This window comes from Corallococcus silvisoli (genome assembly GCF_009909145.1).
GTDB lineage: Bacteria > Myxococcota > Myxococcia > Myxococcales > Myxococcaceae > Corallococcus > Corallococcus silvisoli.
In genome coordinates, this window is the sequence record NZ_JAAAPJ010000018.1 from 100240 (window position 1) to 116416 (window position 16177).

15 protein-coding genes are annotated in these 16177 nt (G+C 71.6%); 3 read left to right on the forward strand and 12 right to left on the reverse strand.

Features of this window, described 5'->3' with window-relative positions:
* Positions 1 to 106: 106 nt before the first annotated feature.
* Entirely contained in the window at positions 107 to 1705 is a 1599-nt protein-coding gene (locus GTY96_RS30100) for a leucyl aminopeptidase (protein ID WP_161666528.1), read from the forward strand.
* Between the two features lie 37 nt (positions 1706 to 1742).
* On the opposite strand, the gene GTY96_RS30105 is transcribed toward GTY96_RS30100, so the two are convergent.
* The 6 genes from GTY96_RS30105 to ruvB form a co-directional block, all read right to left on the reverse strand.
* Positions 1743 to 2384 carry a hypothetical protein gene (locus GTY96_RS30105; protein ID WP_143907457.1) on the reverse strand — a complete coding sequence of 214 codons (642 nt, stop codon included), beginning with the start codon at positions 2382 to 2384 and terminating at the stop codon, positions 1743 to 1745.
* Positions 2385 to 2510: 126 nt separating this feature from the next.
* The gene (locus GTY96_RS30110) at positions 2511 to 3749 is read right to left on the reverse strand and encodes a DUF4388 domain-containing protein (RefSeq protein WP_143907263.1); all 1239 of its coding nucleotides are present in this window, start codon (positions 3747 to 3749) and stop codon (positions 2511 to 2513) included.
* A gap of 29 nt (positions 3750 to 3778) precedes the next feature.
* Positions 3779 to 4873, reverse strand: a complete 1095-nt coding sequence (locus GTY96_RS30115) for a thioredoxin domain-containing protein (RefSeq protein WP_143907265.1) — start codon at positions 4871 to 4873, stop codon at positions 3779 to 3781.
* Positions 4874 to 4929: 56 nt separating this feature from the next.
* On the reverse strand, positions 4930 to 5874 hold the full coding sequence (gene lpxC / locus GTY96_RS30120) for a UDP-3-O-acyl-N-acetylglucosamine deacetylase (RefSeq protein ID WP_143907267.1): 945 nt from the start codon (positions 5872 to 5874) through the stop codon (positions 4930 to 4932).
* A gap of 448 nt (positions 5875 to 6322) precedes the next feature.
* Complete coding sequence (locus GTY96_RS30125) at positions 6323 to 7810, reverse strand: hypothetical protein (RefSeq protein WP_161666529.1); 1488 nt, start codon at positions 7808 to 7810, stop codon at positions 6323 to 6325.
* 15 nt (positions 7811 to 7825) lie between these two features.
* Complete coding sequence (gene ruvB, locus GTY96_RS30130; RefSeq protein ID WP_143907270.1) at positions 7826 to 8863, reverse strand: Holliday junction branch migration DNA helicase RuvB; 1038 nt, start codon at positions 8861 to 8863, stop codon at positions 7826 to 7828.
* A gap of 120 nt (positions 8864 to 8983) precedes the next feature.
* Here ruvB and GTY96_RS30135 point away from each other — a divergent pair, with 120 nt between their 5' ends.
* The gene (locus tag GTY96_RS30135) at positions 8984 to 10069 is read left to right on the forward strand and encodes an MBL fold metallo-hydrolase (RefSeq protein ID WP_161666530.1); all 1086 of its coding nucleotides are present in this window, start codon (positions 8984 to 8986) and stop codon (positions 10067 to 10069) included.
* A gap of 16 nt (positions 10070 to 10085) precedes the next feature.
* Here GTY96_RS30135 and GTY96_RS30140 read toward each other — a convergent pair whose 3' ends face one another.
* From GTY96_RS30140 to GTY96_RS30160, 5 genes are all read right to left on the reverse strand, one after another.
* Complete coding sequence (locus tag GTY96_RS30140; protein ID WP_161666531.1) at positions 10086 to 11573, reverse strand: ELWxxDGT repeat protein; 1488 nt, start codon at positions 11571 to 11573, stop codon at positions 10086 to 10088.
* 287 nt (positions 11574 to 11860) lie between these two features.
* Positions 11861 to 12475, reverse strand: coding sequence for a Holliday junction branch migration protein RuvA (gene ruvA / locus GTY96_RS30145; protein ID WP_161666532.1), 615 nt, complete (start codon positions 12473 to 12475; stop codon positions 11861 to 11863).
* A complete protein-coding gene (ruvC, locus tag GTY96_RS30150; RefSeq protein ID WP_143907278.1) occupies positions 12472 to 13050 on the reverse strand; it encodes a crossover junction endodeoxyribonuclease RuvC in 579 nt (192 codons plus the stop codon). Before ruvC ends, ruvA begins: the two co-directional genes overlap by 4 nt.
* 35 nt (positions 13051 to 13085) lie before the next feature.
* The gene (locus tag GTY96_RS30155) at positions 13086 to 13835 is read right to left on the reverse strand and encodes a YebC/PmpR family DNA-binding transcriptional regulator (RefSeq protein WP_143907280.1); all 750 of its coding nucleotides are present in this window, start codon (positions 13833 to 13835) and stop codon (positions 13086 to 13088) included.
* 87 nt (positions 13836 to 13922) lie between these two features.
* Complete coding sequence (locus GTY96_RS30160) at positions 13923 to 15062, reverse strand: response regulator (RefSeq protein ID WP_143907282.1); 1140 nt, start codon at positions 15060 to 15062, stop codon at positions 13923 to 13925.
* Between the two features lie 105 nt (positions 15063 to 15167).
* Here GTY96_RS30160 and GTY96_RS30165 point away from each other — a divergent pair, with 105 nt between their 5' ends.
* Positions 15168 to 15827: a hypothetical protein gene (locus GTY96_RS30165; protein WP_143907284.1), complete on the forward strand. Its 660-nt coding sequence runs from the start codon at positions 15168 to 15170 to the stop codon at positions 15825 to 15827.
* Here GTY96_RS30165 and GTY96_RS30170 read toward each other — a convergent pair.
* Entirely contained in the window at positions 15824 to 16081 is a 258-nt protein-coding gene (locus GTY96_RS30170; RefSeq protein ID WP_143907286.1) for a hypothetical protein, read from the reverse strand. The genes GTY96_RS30165 and GTY96_RS30170 overlap by 4 nt on opposite strands.
* Positions 16082 to 16177: the final 96 nt, after the last annotated feature.

Consider the following 16177-nt stretch of genomic DNA (forward strand, 5'->3'; position numbering starts at 1 on the left):
GCCGGAGTGGCAACCAGCGCTTTGCGAGCAACACGCCCCGCGTCTACAGTCGCGCCCCTCGGATCATCGCCTTCCCCCCTCTTTGCGTCCAGGAGTCCAAGTCGCCATGCAATTCAGTCTCGTCTCCGGTGAAGCCGCGCCGGTGAGCGGTGAGCTGCTCGTCATCCCCCTCTTCGAGGGCGAGCTGGGTGATTCCGCCCCCGCGCCGCTGGCCGCCGCGGACTCGGCCCTGGATGGCAAGCTGCGCGCCGCCGCCACCCAGGAGGGCTTCAAGGGAAAGGTGGACCAATCCTTCCTGATGCACACCCTGGGGCGCCTGGGCTCCGACCGCGTCCTGCTGCTGGGCCTGGGCAACCGCGCGCGCTTCCAGCCGGAGGTGCTGCGGCTCGCCGCGGGCCGCGCGGCGAAGACGGCGCAGCGGCTGAAGTCCACCGCCATCGGCTTCCGCGTGCCCGCCACGGACAACGCGGAGGGCGCCGTGCGCGCGGTGGTGGAGGGCCTGGAGCTGGGCGTCTACCGCTTCGACAAGTACAAGTCCGCCGCGCGCGAGGACAAGGGCGCCCCGAAGCTCACCCGCGCCACGCTGTCGCTGCCCGCGGGCACGGAGAAGTCGCGCGCGCTCGAGGACGCGCTGGCGCTGGGCGTGAAGCTGGCGGAGGCCGTCAACTGGGCGCGTGACCTGGTCAACGAGCCCCCCAACGTCGTGACGCCCACGCGGCTCGCGCAGGCCGCGCAGCAGGCCGCCAAGGAGGGCGGGCTCCAGGCGGAGATCGGCGGGCGCAAGGAGATCGAGCGCCTGAACATGGGCATGTTCCTGGGCGTCACCGCCGGCAGCGTGCAGGAGCCCCGGCTCATCCACCTGGTCTACACGCCGAAGAACGCGAAGGACGCGAAGCGCGCGCCGCTGGCGCTGGTGGGCAAGGCCATCACGTTCGACTCGGGCGGCCTGTCGCTCAAGCCCACCGAGGGCATGGTGGAGATGAAGACGGACATGGCGGGGTCCGCCGCCGTGCTGGCCGCCATGAAGGTGATTGGCTCCGTCGTGAAGCCGCCCTTCCCGGTGCATGCCTTCATTGGCGCGTGCGAGAACATGCCGTCCGGCACGGCGTACAAGCCGGGCGACATCCTCACCGCGCGCTCGGGCAAGACGGTGGAGATCACCAACACGGACGCGGAAGGCCGCCTCGTGCTGGGCGACATGCTCACCTGGGCCGGCGAGCACGAGCCGTCCGCCATCATCGACCTGGCGACGCTCACGGGCGCGTGCATGGTGGCGCTGGGCAACTACATCGTGGGCGCCTTCGGCGACGACGATGACGCGGTGAACAGCGTGCTGACGGCCGCGCGCACCGCGGGCGAGGAGATGTGGCGCCTGCCGGTCAGCGACCTGCAGAAGGACGCGCTGCGCTCGGAAGTGGCGGACATGAAGAACTCCGGCGAGCGCTGGGGCGGCGCCATCAACGCGGCGCTCTTCCTCAAGGAGTTCGTCGGCGACACGCCTTGGGTACACCTGGACATCGCGGGGCCGTCCAACAGCCCCAAGGAGCGCGGCTACCTCAACAAGGGCGGCACCGGCGTCGGCGCGCGCACGTTGGTGGAGCTGGTGCGCCAGCAGGCCGCGCGCATCGCCGCGCAGCCGGAGCCCACCCCGCCGGCCCCCGCGAAGGCCGCGAAGCGCGCCAAGGGCAAGGCGGCCCGCGGGTAGTGCTCAGGGGCTCCGGGCCCGGAGCCCCGCTCCGCCGCTAACGCGGATCGCCGGGTTCGGGCTCCGGCGCACCGGGCGTGGCTCGCACGGCCACGCTCGGCTCGGGCAGCGGACGGACGCCCGCCATCAGGGCGTCCACGCTCGCCGTGATGTCGGCGGAGGCCTCCGTGGGCCAGGTGGCCAGCATCATCAGGACGCGGCCGGAGTTGCCCTCGCGCACGGCCACCTTGCCGCGCACGCCCTCCCCCACCTGGAAGTCGAACCCCACCGCGCTGTCCGACAGCGCGATGGGCTGGGGATCCGTGGTGGTGAAGCCCGGCTGCTGGCGCAGCCCCTGCGTCAGCCGCTCCGCGAACTGGGTGGGCGTCGCCACGCCGGGCGCCACCTGCAGCACGACCTGGGCCCCCGTCACGCGGTGGCGCAGGACGACGGGAATCGCGAGCCCCTCCGGGGTGCGCTCGTTCGTCTCGTCCAGCGACCACTCCGCCGTGGGCCGGACGATTTCAAACCCCAGGTCCTCGTCCACGTAGCGCCGCGTGGTGGACGCGACGGCTGAATCGTCATGGCCGGAGCCGGAGCCGCCCGTGCCGGGCTCCCCCTTCGTCACCGCGGTCCGGGACGCGCCGCACGCCGTGCTCAGCAGAAGCACTCCCCACCCCAACATCCGCATCGCGCCCATGTCGCTCGTCCCCCGCCAGCCACCAACCGTGGCGACGAACGTGGCCACCCGGGCCAGGGGCCGCCAGGGGCACATGGGGGGGCTCCGGGGGCGGTGTCCGACGGCGGAAACTCCCGCGGCGGCGCGCTACGACAGTCCCCCCTGGAGGGTGCGGTAGGTGTTGGCCAGGCGCTCCGCCACGTCCGCCGGCAGCACGTTGCGCGCGGAGAACAGGGCGTAGGACACGAACGCGTCCAGCGCCTCCAACGCCATGGCGCGGCCCACCGCCTCGCCGCCGCTGGTGGACACGTTGGCGCGCAGGCGGGCCACGTCCACGCGCCCGTCCGGCCCCACCGTGACGCCCTGGTAGGCGTTCTCCAGGCCCGGGGGCGGCGCATCCACGAAGCCACGCAACAGGTCCACGTCGCGGCCCGCCTCGCGCAGCGCGCGGTGCACCAGCGACAGGAGGAGGTTGTAGCGCTCCTCCGCGGACAGCAGCTCCCAGGCCATGCCCTCCACCGCGGGGCCCGGAGTGGGCACCACCTCCGCGGCCCGGACGGACAGGTGGCCGCCGCGCACCGCCTCCTCCACGCCGCTGTAGAAGGCGTACTGGCTGCCCGCGTACGCGGCCCGCAGCGTCCCCAGCGACGTGCCCCCGCCCAGCTTCGCGAACAGGGCCTCCTCGCCAGGCAGCGCGCCCTGGAGGCCGGGCGTCACGTGCATGTCGTCCGGGAAGCGGCGGCGCAGCCGGCCCGTCTCCTCCGCGCGCTTGATGCCGGTGAGCACCAGGTCGCGCGTGCGCTCCGGCAGCTTCACCGCGTCCACCGCCGGGGCCTTGGCCTCCAGGAAGAGGAAGCTGCCCTCCACCATCTCGAAGAGGTTGAGCACCACCTCGCGCACCACGAACGTCATCGCGCTGTAGAGGCTGGCCTCGGTGACGATGCCCTGCGACGTGAGCACCTGGCCAATGCGGCGCGCGGGCGTCACCTGCGCGAGCGCCTGGGTGAGGCGCCCTTCCGTGATGAGCCCCAGCCGCACCATCACCGCGCCCAGCCGCTCCCACCGCTCGCTGGAGGTGGCGAACACCACCTGGCCGTCGCGGAAGGCCACCGTGCGGCGCACGGCGCCGTGCTGCACGACGAGCTGGCCGGTGCGGATGCCCGAGAGAATCTGGGCGAACACCTCCTCGACCGAGAGCGTCCCCAGGCTGCCGGCGAAGAAGCCGGACGCGCCGTGGGACTCCGGGAGGAGCACCAGCCCCTCCGGCGCGAGGAAGTGCGCCGAAAGGGGCCGGGTGGGAGAAACGACGGCGGCGAGCGGCCGCTCCAATTCGAGCGAAGCCGCCTCACCGCTCACGCGGGGCGTGGCCCTGGGTTTGGACGCCACCGCATCCCTCCCTCGATGCGCGCTGGAAGCTACTTCGCGCCCTTCAGCTCCGCATCGATGACGCTCTGGAACTCGCTGAAGGGCTGCGCGCCCGACAGCATGATGCCGTTGATGAAGAACGCCGGCGTGCCGTTGACGCCCACCTTGGAGCCGTCCGCCTGGTCCGCCTTCACCGTCGCGGCCTTCTCGCCGGAGTCGAGGCAGGCGTTGAACTTGGCGGTGTCCAGCTTCAGCTCGCCCGCGTACTTCTTCAGGTCATCCACGCCCAGCGCCGACTGGTTGGCGAAGAGCTTGTCGTGCATGTCCCAGAACTTGCCCTGGTCGTTGGCGCACAGCGAGGCCTCGGCGGCCTTCTGCGCCTGCTTGTGGAAGTCCAGGGGGAACTGGCGGAACACCAGGCGCACCTTGTCGCCGTAGGTCTTCGTCACCTCGTCCACCGTGCCGATGGCGCGGCTGCAGAACGGGCACTGGAAGTCGCTGAACTCCACGATGGTGACCGGCGCGTTCTCCGGGCCCTTGGCCGGGCCGGTGGCGGCGACCTGCTTGCGCTCCACCGGGCCGCGCGGGGGCTCCGGCAGCTCGTACTTCACGTTCGCGTTCTGGCGCAGGGACTCGAAGAACTTCTGGGCCACGTCCTGCTTCTGCTGGCCGGAGAGGAAGTCCACGATCTGCGGCTTCATCTGCTCGTAGGTCGCGCCCGGGGGCAGCTGGCCCTTGGCGCCCTCGAAGACCTCCTTGATCTTCTCTTCCGGAGGCGCGGGGATCTTGTCGTCGATCTCCGCCTTGAGCAGCTGGTCTTCGGTGATGTTGCGCTTCGCCGCCTCTTCCTTCACCAGGCGCTCGGTGACGAGCCCCTCCAGGCCGCGCTTGCGCAGCTGGTACTTCTGCTTGTCCAGGTTCGCCAGCGGCTCCTTGATGCGCTCGTTGAGCTCACCAAACGTCACCTTCTGACCGTTGCCGAAGGTCGCCACCACCGTGTCCGGTGCGGGCTCCGCGGCATTGCCGGCCTGGGCCTGTGCCGCGGGCGCCTGGGCATTGGCCGGTGCCTTCTCCTTGTTGCAGCCGGCGGTGAGGGATGCCGCGAGGAGAGCGGCCAGAGCGATGCGAGTAGAGCGCATGGACATAGGCCGCCGACTTAATAGAGGTCCCCGGGGCTGGCAAGCAATTGCCAACCGGTCGCTCAGGCGACCAGGGGCTCCAGCTCCAACGCACCCGCGAGGCTCGGGCGACCCGGCTCGCGGCCTTCCACCACCCGGCGGCTCGCGACGACGATGTCGAAGCAGGACGGGTCCGCCAGCACCTTGCGCACCAGCTTGTGATTGAGCGCGTGGCCCGTCTTGAACGCCGTCATGTGCCCGATGACGGGCCGGCCAAACAGGGACACGTCACCGATGGCGTCGAGGATCTTGTGGCGGACGAACTCGTCCGGGAAGCGCAGGCCGTCCGGATTGAGGATGGCGGCCTCGTCCACGACGACGGCGTTCTCCAGCGACCCCCCGCGCGCCAGGCCCAGCGTCTTCAGCTTCTCCACGTCGCGAAGGAAGCCGAAGGTGCGCGCGCGGGAGATCTCCCGCGAGAAGCCGCGGTCGTTCACGTCCACGTCGAAGGACTGGCCCTGGATGACCGGGTGCTCGAAGTCGATGGTGCAGCTGATGCGGAAGCGGCGGGCCGGGGTGAGCGAGGCCTGCTTGTCGCCGTCCGTCACCGCCACGCTCTTCTTGATGACCAGGTACTCGCGCGGCGCGTCCAGCTCACGCGACCCGGCCTCCATGATGGCGTGGGTGAAGGGCTGGGCGCTGCCGTCCATGATGGGCACTTCCGGCCCGTCCAGCTCCGCGCGCACGTTGTCGATGCCCATGCCCGCCAGGGCCGACATCAGGTGCTCCACCGTGCCGACCTTCACGCCGTCGCGGCCCAGGGTGGTGGCCAGCGACGTGTCCACCACGTACTCCGCCAGCGCGGGGATGCTCACCGGCCGCTCCAGGTCCGTGCGCACGAAGACGATGCCGTGCCCCGCGGGCGCGGGCTTCAGGGTCAGCGTCACGGGAGCCCCGGAGTGGAGCCCCACGCCCCGGCAGATGGCCGGCTGGGAGAGGGTGCGCTGGAAGTCGGTGAACTGGAGCATGTCGGTGTCGCCTCTAGGAACTGCTTCGAACTGACGCACGCAGGGTACGGACCCGGCAGACCGTTCCGCGGCGGTCTGACGCGTTGCACATCGCAGCAATCAACATGCCACCAGCCCGTGACACAAGAACTGCCTCGCGAGACCGCCCCATCCGACCCAACCCCTTGGAACTGCTGGTGATCCCAGGGTCCAGAGACAGGACCGCGCGGACCGGGGCACGGACACCCCTCTTGGGAAACCCAGCACCGCTCCGCCCACCGTGACAGCGATGTCCGGAATTCATCCTTCAAACCCCGGCGCTCCCGGAAGGTCTCACGCCAACCGGGAGTGCGTGTCACCCACGCGACAGCGGCGCGTCTCTATCGCAGGCGAGTGCCTGGAAGCAAACGCACTCACGGGCTTCGCGGGGAGTCCAGGGCTTGACGGGAATCGCGCCGCCCCTGGGGGGTCAGCGGGCCGCGGGCGGCAGGAAGCGGTCGCGAAGGGCTTCGGCGTCCGGGCGATCAAACCCGCGGCCCTGGAGGAGGGAGCGGCGGCTGACGGCGTGGAAGGTGGTCTCCAGCGTCTGCGAGAAGCGCCGGAGGTCCTCCGCCAGGCGGCTGCGGATGCCGGGGCCCTCCGGCGGCCAGGGCAGCTCCACCAGCAGCGAGGTGAAGCGGTCGAAGGCGTCGTAGTCCGCGTAGCGCAGCAGCTGGTAGCCGCCGTCGTGGAAGTAGTCGAGGAACGACTTGAGGGCGTCCAGCACGCGCTCCGCGGCGGTGACGTCGTCGGCGCGCAGGTGGCCCTCGGCGGCGCGGCACAGCTGGGCGTAGACCCACAGGTCCTTGCGCAGACGCAGCGCGGCGTCCTGGGCGCTGGTGAGGTGGGCGAAGGCCTCTTCCCCCAGGGCGCCGTTGGGGGCCAGGGCGTCCACCAGCGCGACGATCTGCTGGCGCAGCAGCGTGGTGAAGGCCTCCGCGGCGCGCAGCGGGGCGGCGGGGTCGCGGTCCAGGTCCACCATCACCTCGCGGGCGATGCGGTCCGTCTCGCGGGCCAGGTCGCGCGCGGCGCGCAGCGTGGCGGCCTGGAGCGGCTTCGTGCCGGCCTTGGGGGACAGCTCCGTGTGCAGGTAGCTGGCGACGGCGGAGACCTCACCTCGCACCAGCGACAGGAGGACGCGCACGCGGCGGGGCGCGGGCGGCTGCATCTCCGGGTCCACGTGCGACAGGTAGTGCAGCACGCGGAAGAGGCCCAGGAAGGCGGTGGTGAAGAGGGGCCGCGTGTCGTGGGGCAGCGCGCCCAGCACGTCCAGCAGCCGCACGGAGCGAAGCCGGTCGTATTCGACGCGGAACTCCAGCGGGCGGAACGGGCGGAAGTAGCGGTTGAGGACGATCTCCCGGAGCGTCAGCTTGCCCACGTCCTGGAACAGCGACAGGCCGATGAGCGGCAGCTGGAGGAGGTTGTCGAGCAGGTTCTTGAGCGCGTCGAACGCCTCGCGCACGACGAAGAGGCTCTCCGGGGGGGTCTCCTGGTCCAGCTCCTCTTCAATCAGCAGCCGGCGCACGCGGTCGTCCGCGAGCTGGGTCTCCACGTACTTGCGGAAGACCATCTTCGGGTCGCTGTCCGGGTCCTGCAGGTGCCGGGCGACGCGCACGGCGCGCTCCATGGCGTCGCGCACGTCCACCAGCTCCTCGTGGAAGTCGCGGGTGACGAGCGGCCGCGCGCGGGCGTCCACCACGGCGTTGTGGAGGTTCAGGTAGCGCTCCACGGCGCGCAGCCACATCTCGAACTCGAAGAGCAGCTCCTCGCGGCCCTCCACCGGGACGCCCCGGAGCCAGCGCTCGCGCTCCGCGAGGAAGCCCGCGCGCGTGGCCTGCGAGGCGCGCATCAGGTCACCGTAGAAGTCGCGGGGACTGGAGAGGACCGTGGGCACGGCGGGCGCGGGGGCTTGGCTCATGGCGGAGGGCGGGGGCTAGAAGAGGGTCCCCTGGGGTGAGCTGGGGGGCGGTGTCTTCTTGAAGTACTGGTAGGTGCGCAGCGTGGCGGTGCGGCCCCGGGGCGTGCGCATGAGGAAGCCCTCCTGCATGAGGAAGGGCTCGTAGACGTCCTCGAGCGTGTCGCGCTGTTCGCCCACGCTCGCGGCGATGGTCTCCACGCCCACCGGGCCGCCGCCGAACTTCTCCACGATGGTCAGGAGGATCTTCCGGTCCATCGCGTCCAGGCCGCTGGCGTCCACGCCCAGGCGGCTCAGCGAGTCGTGCGCCAGCTCGTAGGTGATGCGGCCGTTGCCCTCCACCTGGGCGAAGTCGCGAAGGCGGCGCAGGAGGCGGTTGGCGATGCGGGGCGTGCCACGCGAGCGGGTGGAGATTTCACGGCTGGCGGCGCGGTCCAGGGGCACGCCGAGGATGCGCGCGGAGCGGTCGAGGATCTGCTCCAGGAACTTCGGCTCGTAGTACTCCAGCCGCTCTTGAATCTGGAAGCGGTCGCGCAGCGGCGACGTGAGCAGGCCCGTGCGCGTGGTGGCGCCCACCAGCGTGAAGGGCGGCAGGTCGATCTTCATCGCGCGGGCCGCGGGCCCGGTGTCGATGGTGATGTCCAGCCGGAAGTCCTCCATCGCCGGGTAGAGGTATTCCTCCACGGCGGCGTTGAGGCGGTGGATTTCGTCGATGAAGAGGATGTCCCGCTCGTTGAGGTTGGTGAGCAGGCCCGCCAGGTCGCCCTTGCGCTCCAGCGCGGGGCCGCTGGTGACGTGGATGCCCACGCCCAGCTCGTTCGCGATGAGGTGCGCGAGCGACGTCTTGCCCAGGCCGGGGGGCCCGGAGAACAGGCAGTGGTCCAGCGCCTCGCCCCGGCTCTTCGCCGCGGCCACGTAGACCTTGAGCTTCTCGACGACCGCGCCCTGTCCCACGTACTCGTCGAAGGTGCGCGGGCGCAGGGAGGCCTCCAACCGGATGTCTTCCGGCTGAACATCTCCCGAGAGGGTGTCGTCAGACTTCCTCGCCATCGCCATTCCGACCCTATACAGCGAAGGGGGCGCGTGTCGCTGCCCTTCTGGCGGCGCTAGACTCGGAGCGGCACGCCGACCGGCCAACCAGGGGGCCCGCTGCCCTGCTCGAAGGGAGTCGCGTCCATGATTTCCTCTTCCTCCCCGTTCCGTCCCCTGCCCCTCTTGACGGAGGCCCGCGCCGAGCGCTCACCCGGGGCCCGCCTGCAGAAGCTTCGCCGCGCCGCGCTGGAGGCCCGCGAGGCCTTCGTGCGCGACGGGCCGGTGGCGGCGGTGGCCACGTGCGACCTCATCACGTTCCCCTACCCCACGCTGTTCGCCTTCAGCGGGGCGGCGCTGTCCCCGGCGCCGTACGTGATGATGACGAACCGCATGCAGGTGGTGCAGTTCGCGGAGGCCGGCACGGGCCTGCGGCGCACGCTGCTCTTCAACCCCACCGACTACGAGCGGGGCTACGCGGCCCCCTTCTACCGCGCGCTGCGCGAGCGCTACGGCGCGTTCCTCTCCGACAAGGTGATGTCCACCCGCCACGGCACGGTGCAGGGACACCTGGAGCAGTTGGGGCTGACCACGTCGGACGTGGACTACCTGGCCTTCGACCACCTGCACATCCAGGACCTGCGAGGCTGGCTGGGCGGCGCGGGCGCCCCGCCCGTCTTCCCGCGCGCGAAGCTCCTGGTGCAGCGCGCCGAGTGGACCCTGGTGAAGCACCTGCACCCCATGCAGCAGGTGTGGTTCGTGCCCGGGGGCACGGAGATTCCCGAGGACCGCGTGGTGCTGCTGGACGGGGACGCGTGGCTGGGCCAGGGCGCGGCGCTGCTCAGCACGCCCGGGCACACCCAGGGCAACATGTCCCTGGCGGTGGCCACCGCCAACGAGGTCTTCGTGGTGAGCGAGAACGGCGTGAGCACGGAGAGCTACACGCCGCTGCTGTCGCGCATCCCCGGCGTGCGCCGCTTCGCGGAGCAGATGGGCTGGGAGGTGGTGCTCAACGGCAACACGCGCGAGGACTCGCTGGAGCAGTACGCGTCCATGGTGGTGGAGAAGCTCTTCGCCGGCCCCTCCGCGCGCGACGCGTCGTTCGTGAACTTCCACCCGTCCTCGCTGCTCACCGCGCACCTGCTGGCCCCCGGCCTGGGCCCCACCGTGGTGCTGCCCGCGCCGAACACGGGCGGACTGCACCCCACGCCCGCGCTGCGGCGCGCGGCCTGAAGCCGGGCGCGCGCGCCTACTGCCGCGAGCAGCGGGCCGCGGGGAGGAAGGGCAGCGCCCAGGGCTCCTCGCCCCGCTCCGGGTCGGTGGCGACGAAGAAGACGTAGCCGCCCGCGCGCACGAAGCCGCGGGGGTCGGCGCTCAGTCCGGCGGGCGCGATGTCGCGCATCGGCTCCGCGCGGTCCATGGCGCCATTGGAGAACCAGGCCTCGCGGCCCCGCCCCGCCGTCGTCGCGGAGAAGAAGAGCCACCCGTCCTCCACCGCGAGGGCCGTGGGGGCGCTGCCCTCGGGGCCCGGCTCCAGGTCCTGCACCAGCACCGTGCCCTGCGCCGTGCCGTCGGAGCGCCACAGCTCGCGGCCGTGCACGCCGTCATCCGCCGCGAAGTACAGCTGCCCGTCCATCGCGGTCAGTCCCGACGGCAGCGAGCCCAGCGGCCCCGGCCGCACATCCTTCACCAGGCGGGTGCCCACCAGCGTGCCGTCGCTCTTCCACAGCTCCCCGCCGTGGAGCAGGTCCCCGGGCTCGCCGAAGAAGCCCTCCGCGCCGGCCATGAAGTACACGGTGTCGCCCAGCGGCGTGAGCGCCACCGGGTAGTCCCCCGGGAAGTGGAGCAGCGGGAGGGTGAGCAGGGGCAGGCCCCACGTCACCCAGAGGTCCGCCTCCCCCCGGCCCTGGTCCACGAGGAAGTAGAGGCGGTCGCGCCCCGCCGGCGTCAGGGAGAAGAGCACCGTCTGCGCCGGGCCCCGGTAGAACACGCGCGCGGTGCCGGTGTCCCCCTCCGTCACCCACAGCGTCACCGAGTCCGCGCCGTACGCCACCAGCGCCAGCCGTCCGTCCCACTCCGTCAGGTCATCCAGGACGAACGAGTCCGGCCCGGGCGCGAACTCCTGCGTGAGCTGCGTGCCCCTGAGGGTCCCGTCGGAGCTCCACAGCTCGCGGCCATGCACGCCGTCATCCGCGGTGAAGTACAGCCGCCCGCCCACCGCCGTCAGCCCATCCGGCGCGCTGCCCTGCGCCCCCGGCCGGATGTCCGCCACCAGCACCGTCCCCTGCTCCGTGCCATCCGACAGCCACAGCTCCGGCCCGTGCACGCCGTCGTCCGCGACGAAGAACAGCCGCCCTCCCACCCGCGTGAGGAAGCGCGGCGTGCCGCCCTGCGCCCCGGGCCGCAGGTCCTTCACCCGCCCCGACGCCATGCTCCCCGCATCCGTCACCCACAGCTCCCGGCCCGAGACGCCGTCATCCGCCGCGTAGAAGACCTGCTCGCCCACCACCACCATCGGCTCCGGGCTCGAGCCCTCCTCGCCAGGATGGAGGTCGCCCACGGGCCACGGAGATCGACCGCAGGGCTGGGGGTCCCCTCCCGTGAGCGCCGCCTCCCGCACCGCCCCCGACACTCCGCCCCACGCCTCCACTCCCTCACCGTCGACCGCGCCACACCCCACCCCGACGACACCGGAGAGCATCAGCACGAGGACCGCGACACCACGCCACGCCGCCATCACACACGCCTCCTGAGGGCGGCGCGATCCCCATGGGACCACCGCACCCGCACTGCAAATTGATGTTTTCAGCGGAATGAGCCAGCTCGCCACCGGCTGCGATTGCACAGCTGTGTCAGCCCGTGAGCGCCGTGGATCGACGTATGACTTTGAACCAACGGCAAATTCGTTGGTCGGACAACGCCAGCGGATTCGTACGGGAATAAGCCTTGCGCCGCGATTCCGAGGACTTCTTGTTATCGGAGACACCGCGACTCACCCCCTGGATCGAGGGGGTGTTGTCTGGCTTACGAACCGGAGCGCAGGACCTTCAGGGCTTCGCGGAAGAGCACCTGGAAGGAGGCATCCGGGCCCAGCCGCTCGGAGGCCACGTCCGCGGCCTTCTCCGCCTGGGGCGGCTTGTAGCCCAGGTTGAGCAGCGCGGAGACGAGGTCGGACTTCGTGCCGGACGAAGCGGGCGCCGGGGCGGCGGTGCCGCGCGCGACGGCCTCCGCGTGGAGGTTCTTCACCTTGTCCTTGAGCTCCAGGACGAGCCGTTCAGCGGTCTTCTTGCCCACGCCGTGAATCTTGGCGAGCCGGGCCACCTCACCGCGTGACAGCGCCGCGATGAGCTCCCCCACCTCCATGCCAGACAGCACGCCCAGGGCCATGCGCGGGCCAATGCGAGACACGCTGTTGAGCAACTGGAAGAGGTCCTCCTCCTGCGGGCTGAGGAAGCCGAACAGCTCGAAGGCGTCCTCGCGCACCACGGTGCGGATGCGGATGTCCACGGGCTGGCCATCCGCGGGCAGCTTGCCCAGAGCAATCGTGGAGAGGTTCACGCGGTAGCCCACGCCGTGCACGTCGATGACGGCGTCCTCCGCGCCCTTCTCCAACACGTTTCCACGCAACCGGGCGATCATCGGGCCTCCGGGCGCTTGTAGGCGGACGACAGGCGATCCGCGAGCACCGACGCGGCGCCCTTGCGCTTGCCCTTCGCGGGCGCGCTCGCGCGGGGCATGCCCACGCGGAACTGGTTCAGGTGGCACAGCGCGACGGCGAGCGCGTCGCTGGCATCCGCGCGCTCCAGCGTGGCTTCATCCACGCCCAGCAGCGTGCGCACCATGCGCGCCACCGCGTCCTTGCCGCCCGCGCCGCTGGCGCCCACGGACTTCTTCACGCTCGCGGGGGCGTATTCGTGCACCGGCAGGCCGGCCTGCGCCGCGGCGAGCAGCGCCACGCCTCGCGCATGCCCCAGCACCAGGGCGCTCCGGGCGTTGCGGAAGGTGAACAGGCCCTCCACCGCCACGGCCTCCGGCTTGTAGCGCTGGAGCGCGGCGCCGAGCGCGGCGTGCAGGTCCTTCAAGCGCTCCGCCAGGGGCGCGGACTCCACGACCTTGATGACGCCGTGCCCCAGGTGCACGAGCCGGCCCTTCTTCTCCTCCACCACCCCGAAGCCCATGAAGCGGCTGCCGGGGTCCACGCCGAGCACACGCACCCGCCCGTTCCTTTCCCACGCGCCCTGGAAGGGCCTCACGCGGACAGCGACTCCATCAGGGATTCGTCGATCTCGAAGTTGGCGTGCACGTGCTGCACGTCGTCGTTCTCATCGAGCGCGTCCATCAGCTTCAACAGGCGCTTCGCGTTGTCGCCCTCCACCTTCACGGTGTTCTGCGGCACGAAGGTCCACTTCTGCTCGCCCAGGGAAAGGCCCGCGGCCTCCAGCTTCGCGCCCACCGCGTGCAGGTCCGCGGGCGCGGTGCGCACCTCGAAGCCGTCCGGCCCCTGGTCCACGACATCCTCCGCGCCGGCATCCAGGGCCTGCTCCATCACCTGGTCCTCGCTGGGGCCGGGCTTGACGGTGATGACGCCCTTTCGGTGGAACATCCAGCCCACCGCGCCCTCGGAGCCCAGGTTGCCTCCGGAGTTGCCCAGCAGGTTGCGCACGTCGCTGGCGGAGCGGTTCCGGTTGTCCGTGAGGCACTCGATGATGAGCGCGACGCCGCCGGGTCCGTAGCCCTCGTACGTCACTTCTTCGTAGGACTCGCCAGCGAGTTCGCCCGTGCCCTTCTTGACGGCGCGCTCGATGGTGTCGCGGGGGATGTTCGCCTCGCGCGCCAGGCCCATGGCCACGCGCAGCCGGGCGTTGCCGGAGGGCTCACCTCCGCCCAGGCGCGCGGCGACGGTCAGCTCCTTGATGAGCTTCGAGTAGAGCTTGCCCTTGGTCGCGCCCATCGCGGCCTTCTGGCGCTTGATCTTCGACCATCGGTTGTGACCGGACATGGCGGCGGCTTCGGCGTGGGGTGGACGGGCGTTCAGCCCGGGGCGTCTCCGGCCTTGTGCCCCGAGCAGGCCGCCCGAGTCAAACCCTCACGACGCGTCCGGGCCGGGCTCGGTGGCGGGCCTCCCGGCCGGCTCCGGCTGCTGCTCGGGGTCGGGAGCCGTGTCCGGCGCGGCGGCGGGCTCGAACAGGCGCGGCGGCCCCGCGGACTCCCGGGCGCGCTCGCGCTCCTCCACCAGGATGGCGGGCACCAGCACGCCCAGCATGAACAGCCGGGTCGCCGCCTCGTAGGCCAGGGCCTCCGGGAAGCGGCACTCCAGCAGCATCGCGCGCACCGTGCGCCGTCCGTCGAAGAGGCGCACCACCTGTTCGACGTCCTCGGGCAGCGAGGGCAGCTCGCGCGCCAACCGGTTGAAGTCCACCGTGAGCCGCGCCGCCAGGGGCAGGCCCCGGATGCGCAGCGCCTCGAAGCGCTCCAGGCCCGGCACCACCTGTTCACACAGGAAGGAGCGGTCCATGGTGAAGGTGCCCCGCTGGAGCTCCGGGCCGAACGTCACCGTGTACGCGCCCGCGCCGAAGAAGAGCAGGCGCCGGAACGCGAGGCTGCCGCGCTCACCGTGGAAGGTCGCGTCCACCACCAGGCCATGGCGGAAGGTGAAGGCCCCCGTGTCCTCCGTCAGCGTCACCCGGCCCGAGCGCACCCCCGACAGGAGCGCGCGCACCAGGTCCACCCAGGGCAGCGTCCCGCTGTGCGCGTCGTAGACGTCCTCCTCGGCGCGCCGGCCGACCTTCAGCCGCGCGAGCACCGCCACGTCGCGCGCGTCCACCGGCTCCACCAGGTATTCGTCCGCGCCCACGCCCGCCGCGAGGTCGCGGTGGAACTCCTCCTGATGGCGGGCCACCAGCAGCACCGGCAGGTGCGCCACCTTCGCGTCCGCCCGGAGCGCGCCGCAGAGGCTGAAGCCGTCTCCGTCCGGAAGGTCCGCGTCGATGATGACCAGCCGGGGCAGCTCCGCCCGCGAGCCCAGCCACGCCAGCGCGTCACCCATGCCCTCCACGCGCACGGGCTCGAAGCCTTCCGCGACGAGCGCCTCCGTCACCGCCGGACGCGCCTCCGCGCCCACCAACAACACCGAACTCCCGACCCCACCCGACGGGTCGAGTGCCGGGCGACCTCCTGGGGGCGTGGCGGATTCAGGCGGCGGTGCTGCGTGCAGGTAGGCAACCATGGAAACCGTATTCTTCCAGTGAACTGGAGTGAATGCGCAACCCTCCCCCAAGTCCCTGGATTCGTTGGGTTTTGGCCATCGCGCATCCCACGCTAGGGTGCGCCCATGATGCGCCTCGCCCTTCTGCTGACCGTCCTCGTGATGCCCGCCCTGGCGGCCGCCCAGGATGCCGACGTCTCCTTCTCCAACGAGGACCCGCTGGGCTCGGTGGTCGCGCCGGTGATGCTGCCGGCGGGGGCGACGGCGCTCTACGGCTACACGGGCGCTCCCGAGGTGGGGGTGGGGTTCCGGCAGGGACTGGGTGCGCTGGAGGTGGAGGCGCGGGCGCGCTTCGACTGGTTCAAGCTGGGCGTGGCGTTGGAGTTCCTGGGCCGCAAGGAGGTGGTGCGGCGGGGGGCGTTCCAGCTCGCGCCGACGCTGGGCCTGGGCCTGGTGCTCAACTCGGGCTCCACGTACATGGACTCCCGCAACTTCTCCGGCGTGCTGGTGCGCATCCTGCCGGGGATGGTCGCGGGCTACCGGGTGGCGGACACCGTGGAGCTGCTGGGGCTGGTGGACCTGCCCATCGACCTGGGGCTCACCGGTGACAAGCAGCGCCGCTTCCAGGCGCTGGGGGGCCTGGGCGTGGAGGTGTACCTGGGCGGAAACCTGTCGCTGCTCGCGGCGGGACAGGTGGGCGTGGAGACGTTCCAGGAGCGCGCGGGCGCGGGCCATACCCGCCTGGGCCTCACCGGGCGCGTGGGCCTGGGCACGCGGTTGTTCTAGAAGTCGGGCGGAGGGCTCTGGCGCGGCGTGCCCATCAGCTCGAGCGTGCGCAGGGCGACGCGGATGAGCGTCTGGGCGCACGGCTCACAACCGCCACCGCAGCAGTGGGGCCAGCGCCCTTCCGGGTCGCGCAGGAGCGGGCGCACACTGGACTGGTAGTAGCTGGGGAACTGGTGCTCCTCGCTCGCGAGCAGGAGCGCGTCTTCGAGGGACAGGGGCGAAGGAGAGGGACCGTCGGACACGGCCCTGTTCATACCAGCCCCCCGGTCGCGGCAGCGAGCCCCGCGTGGGCCGCAGCCGCGGGCGCCGCGTCCGCCCGCCGTGCATCCCGCCGGACAAGGGACGCGGGC

Bases quoted from the DNA above. Each gene is read 5' to 3' on its own strand.
- GTY96_RS30140 (WP_161666531.1), bottom strand. From the start codon at position 11,573: ATGGCGGCGTGGCGTGGTGTCGCGGTCCTCGTGCTGATGCTCTCCGGT.
- GTY96_RS30170 (WP_143907286.1), bottom strand. From the start codon at position 16,081: ATGAACAGGGCCGTGTCCGACGGTCCCTCTCCTTCGCCCCTGTCCCTC.
- GTY96_RS30135 (WP_161666530.1), top strand. From the start codon at position 8,984: ATGATTTCCTCTTCCTCCCCGTTCCGTCCCCTGCCCCTCTTGACGGAG.
- ruvB (WP_143907270.1), bottom strand. From the start codon at position 8,863: ATGGCGATGGCGAGGAAGTCTGACGACACCCTCTCGGGAGATGTTCAG.
- GTY96_RS30115 (WP_143907265.1), bottom strand. From the start codon at position 4,873: ATGTCCATGCGCTCTACTCGCATCGCTCTGGCCGCTCTCCTCGCGGCA.
- GTY96_RS30100 (WP_161666528.1), top strand. From the start codon at position 107: ATGCAATTCAGTCTCGTCTCCGGTGAAGCCGCGCCGGTGAGCGGTGAG.
- GTY96_RS30160 (WP_143907282.1), bottom strand. From the start codon at position 15,062: ATGGTTGCCTACCTGCACGCAGCACCGCCGCCTGAATCCGCCACGCCC.
- lpxC (WP_143907267.1), bottom strand. From the start codon at position 5,874: ATGCTCCAGTTCACCGACTTCCAGCGCACCCTCTCCCAGCCGGCCATC.
- GTY96_RS30105 (WP_143907457.1), bottom strand. From the start codon at position 2,384: ATGGGCGCGATGCGGATGTTGGGGTGGGGAGTGCTTCTGCTGAGCACG.
- GTY96_RS30125 (WP_161666529.1), bottom strand. From the start codon at position 7,810: ATGAGCCAAGCCCCCGCGCCCGCCGTGCCCACGGTCCTCTCCAGTCCC.
- GTY96_RS30155 (WP_143907280.1), bottom strand. From the start codon at position 13,835: ATGTCCGGTCACAACCGATGGTCGAAGATCAAGCGCCAGAAGGCCGCG.
- GTY96_RS30165 (WP_143907284.1), top strand. From the start codon at position 15,168: ATGATGCGCCTCGCCCTTCTGCTGACCGTCCTCGTGATGCCCGCCCTG.
- ruvA (WP_161666532.1), bottom strand. From the start codon at position 12,475: ATGATCGCCCGGTTGCGTGGAAACGTGTTGGAGAAGGGCGCGGAGGAC.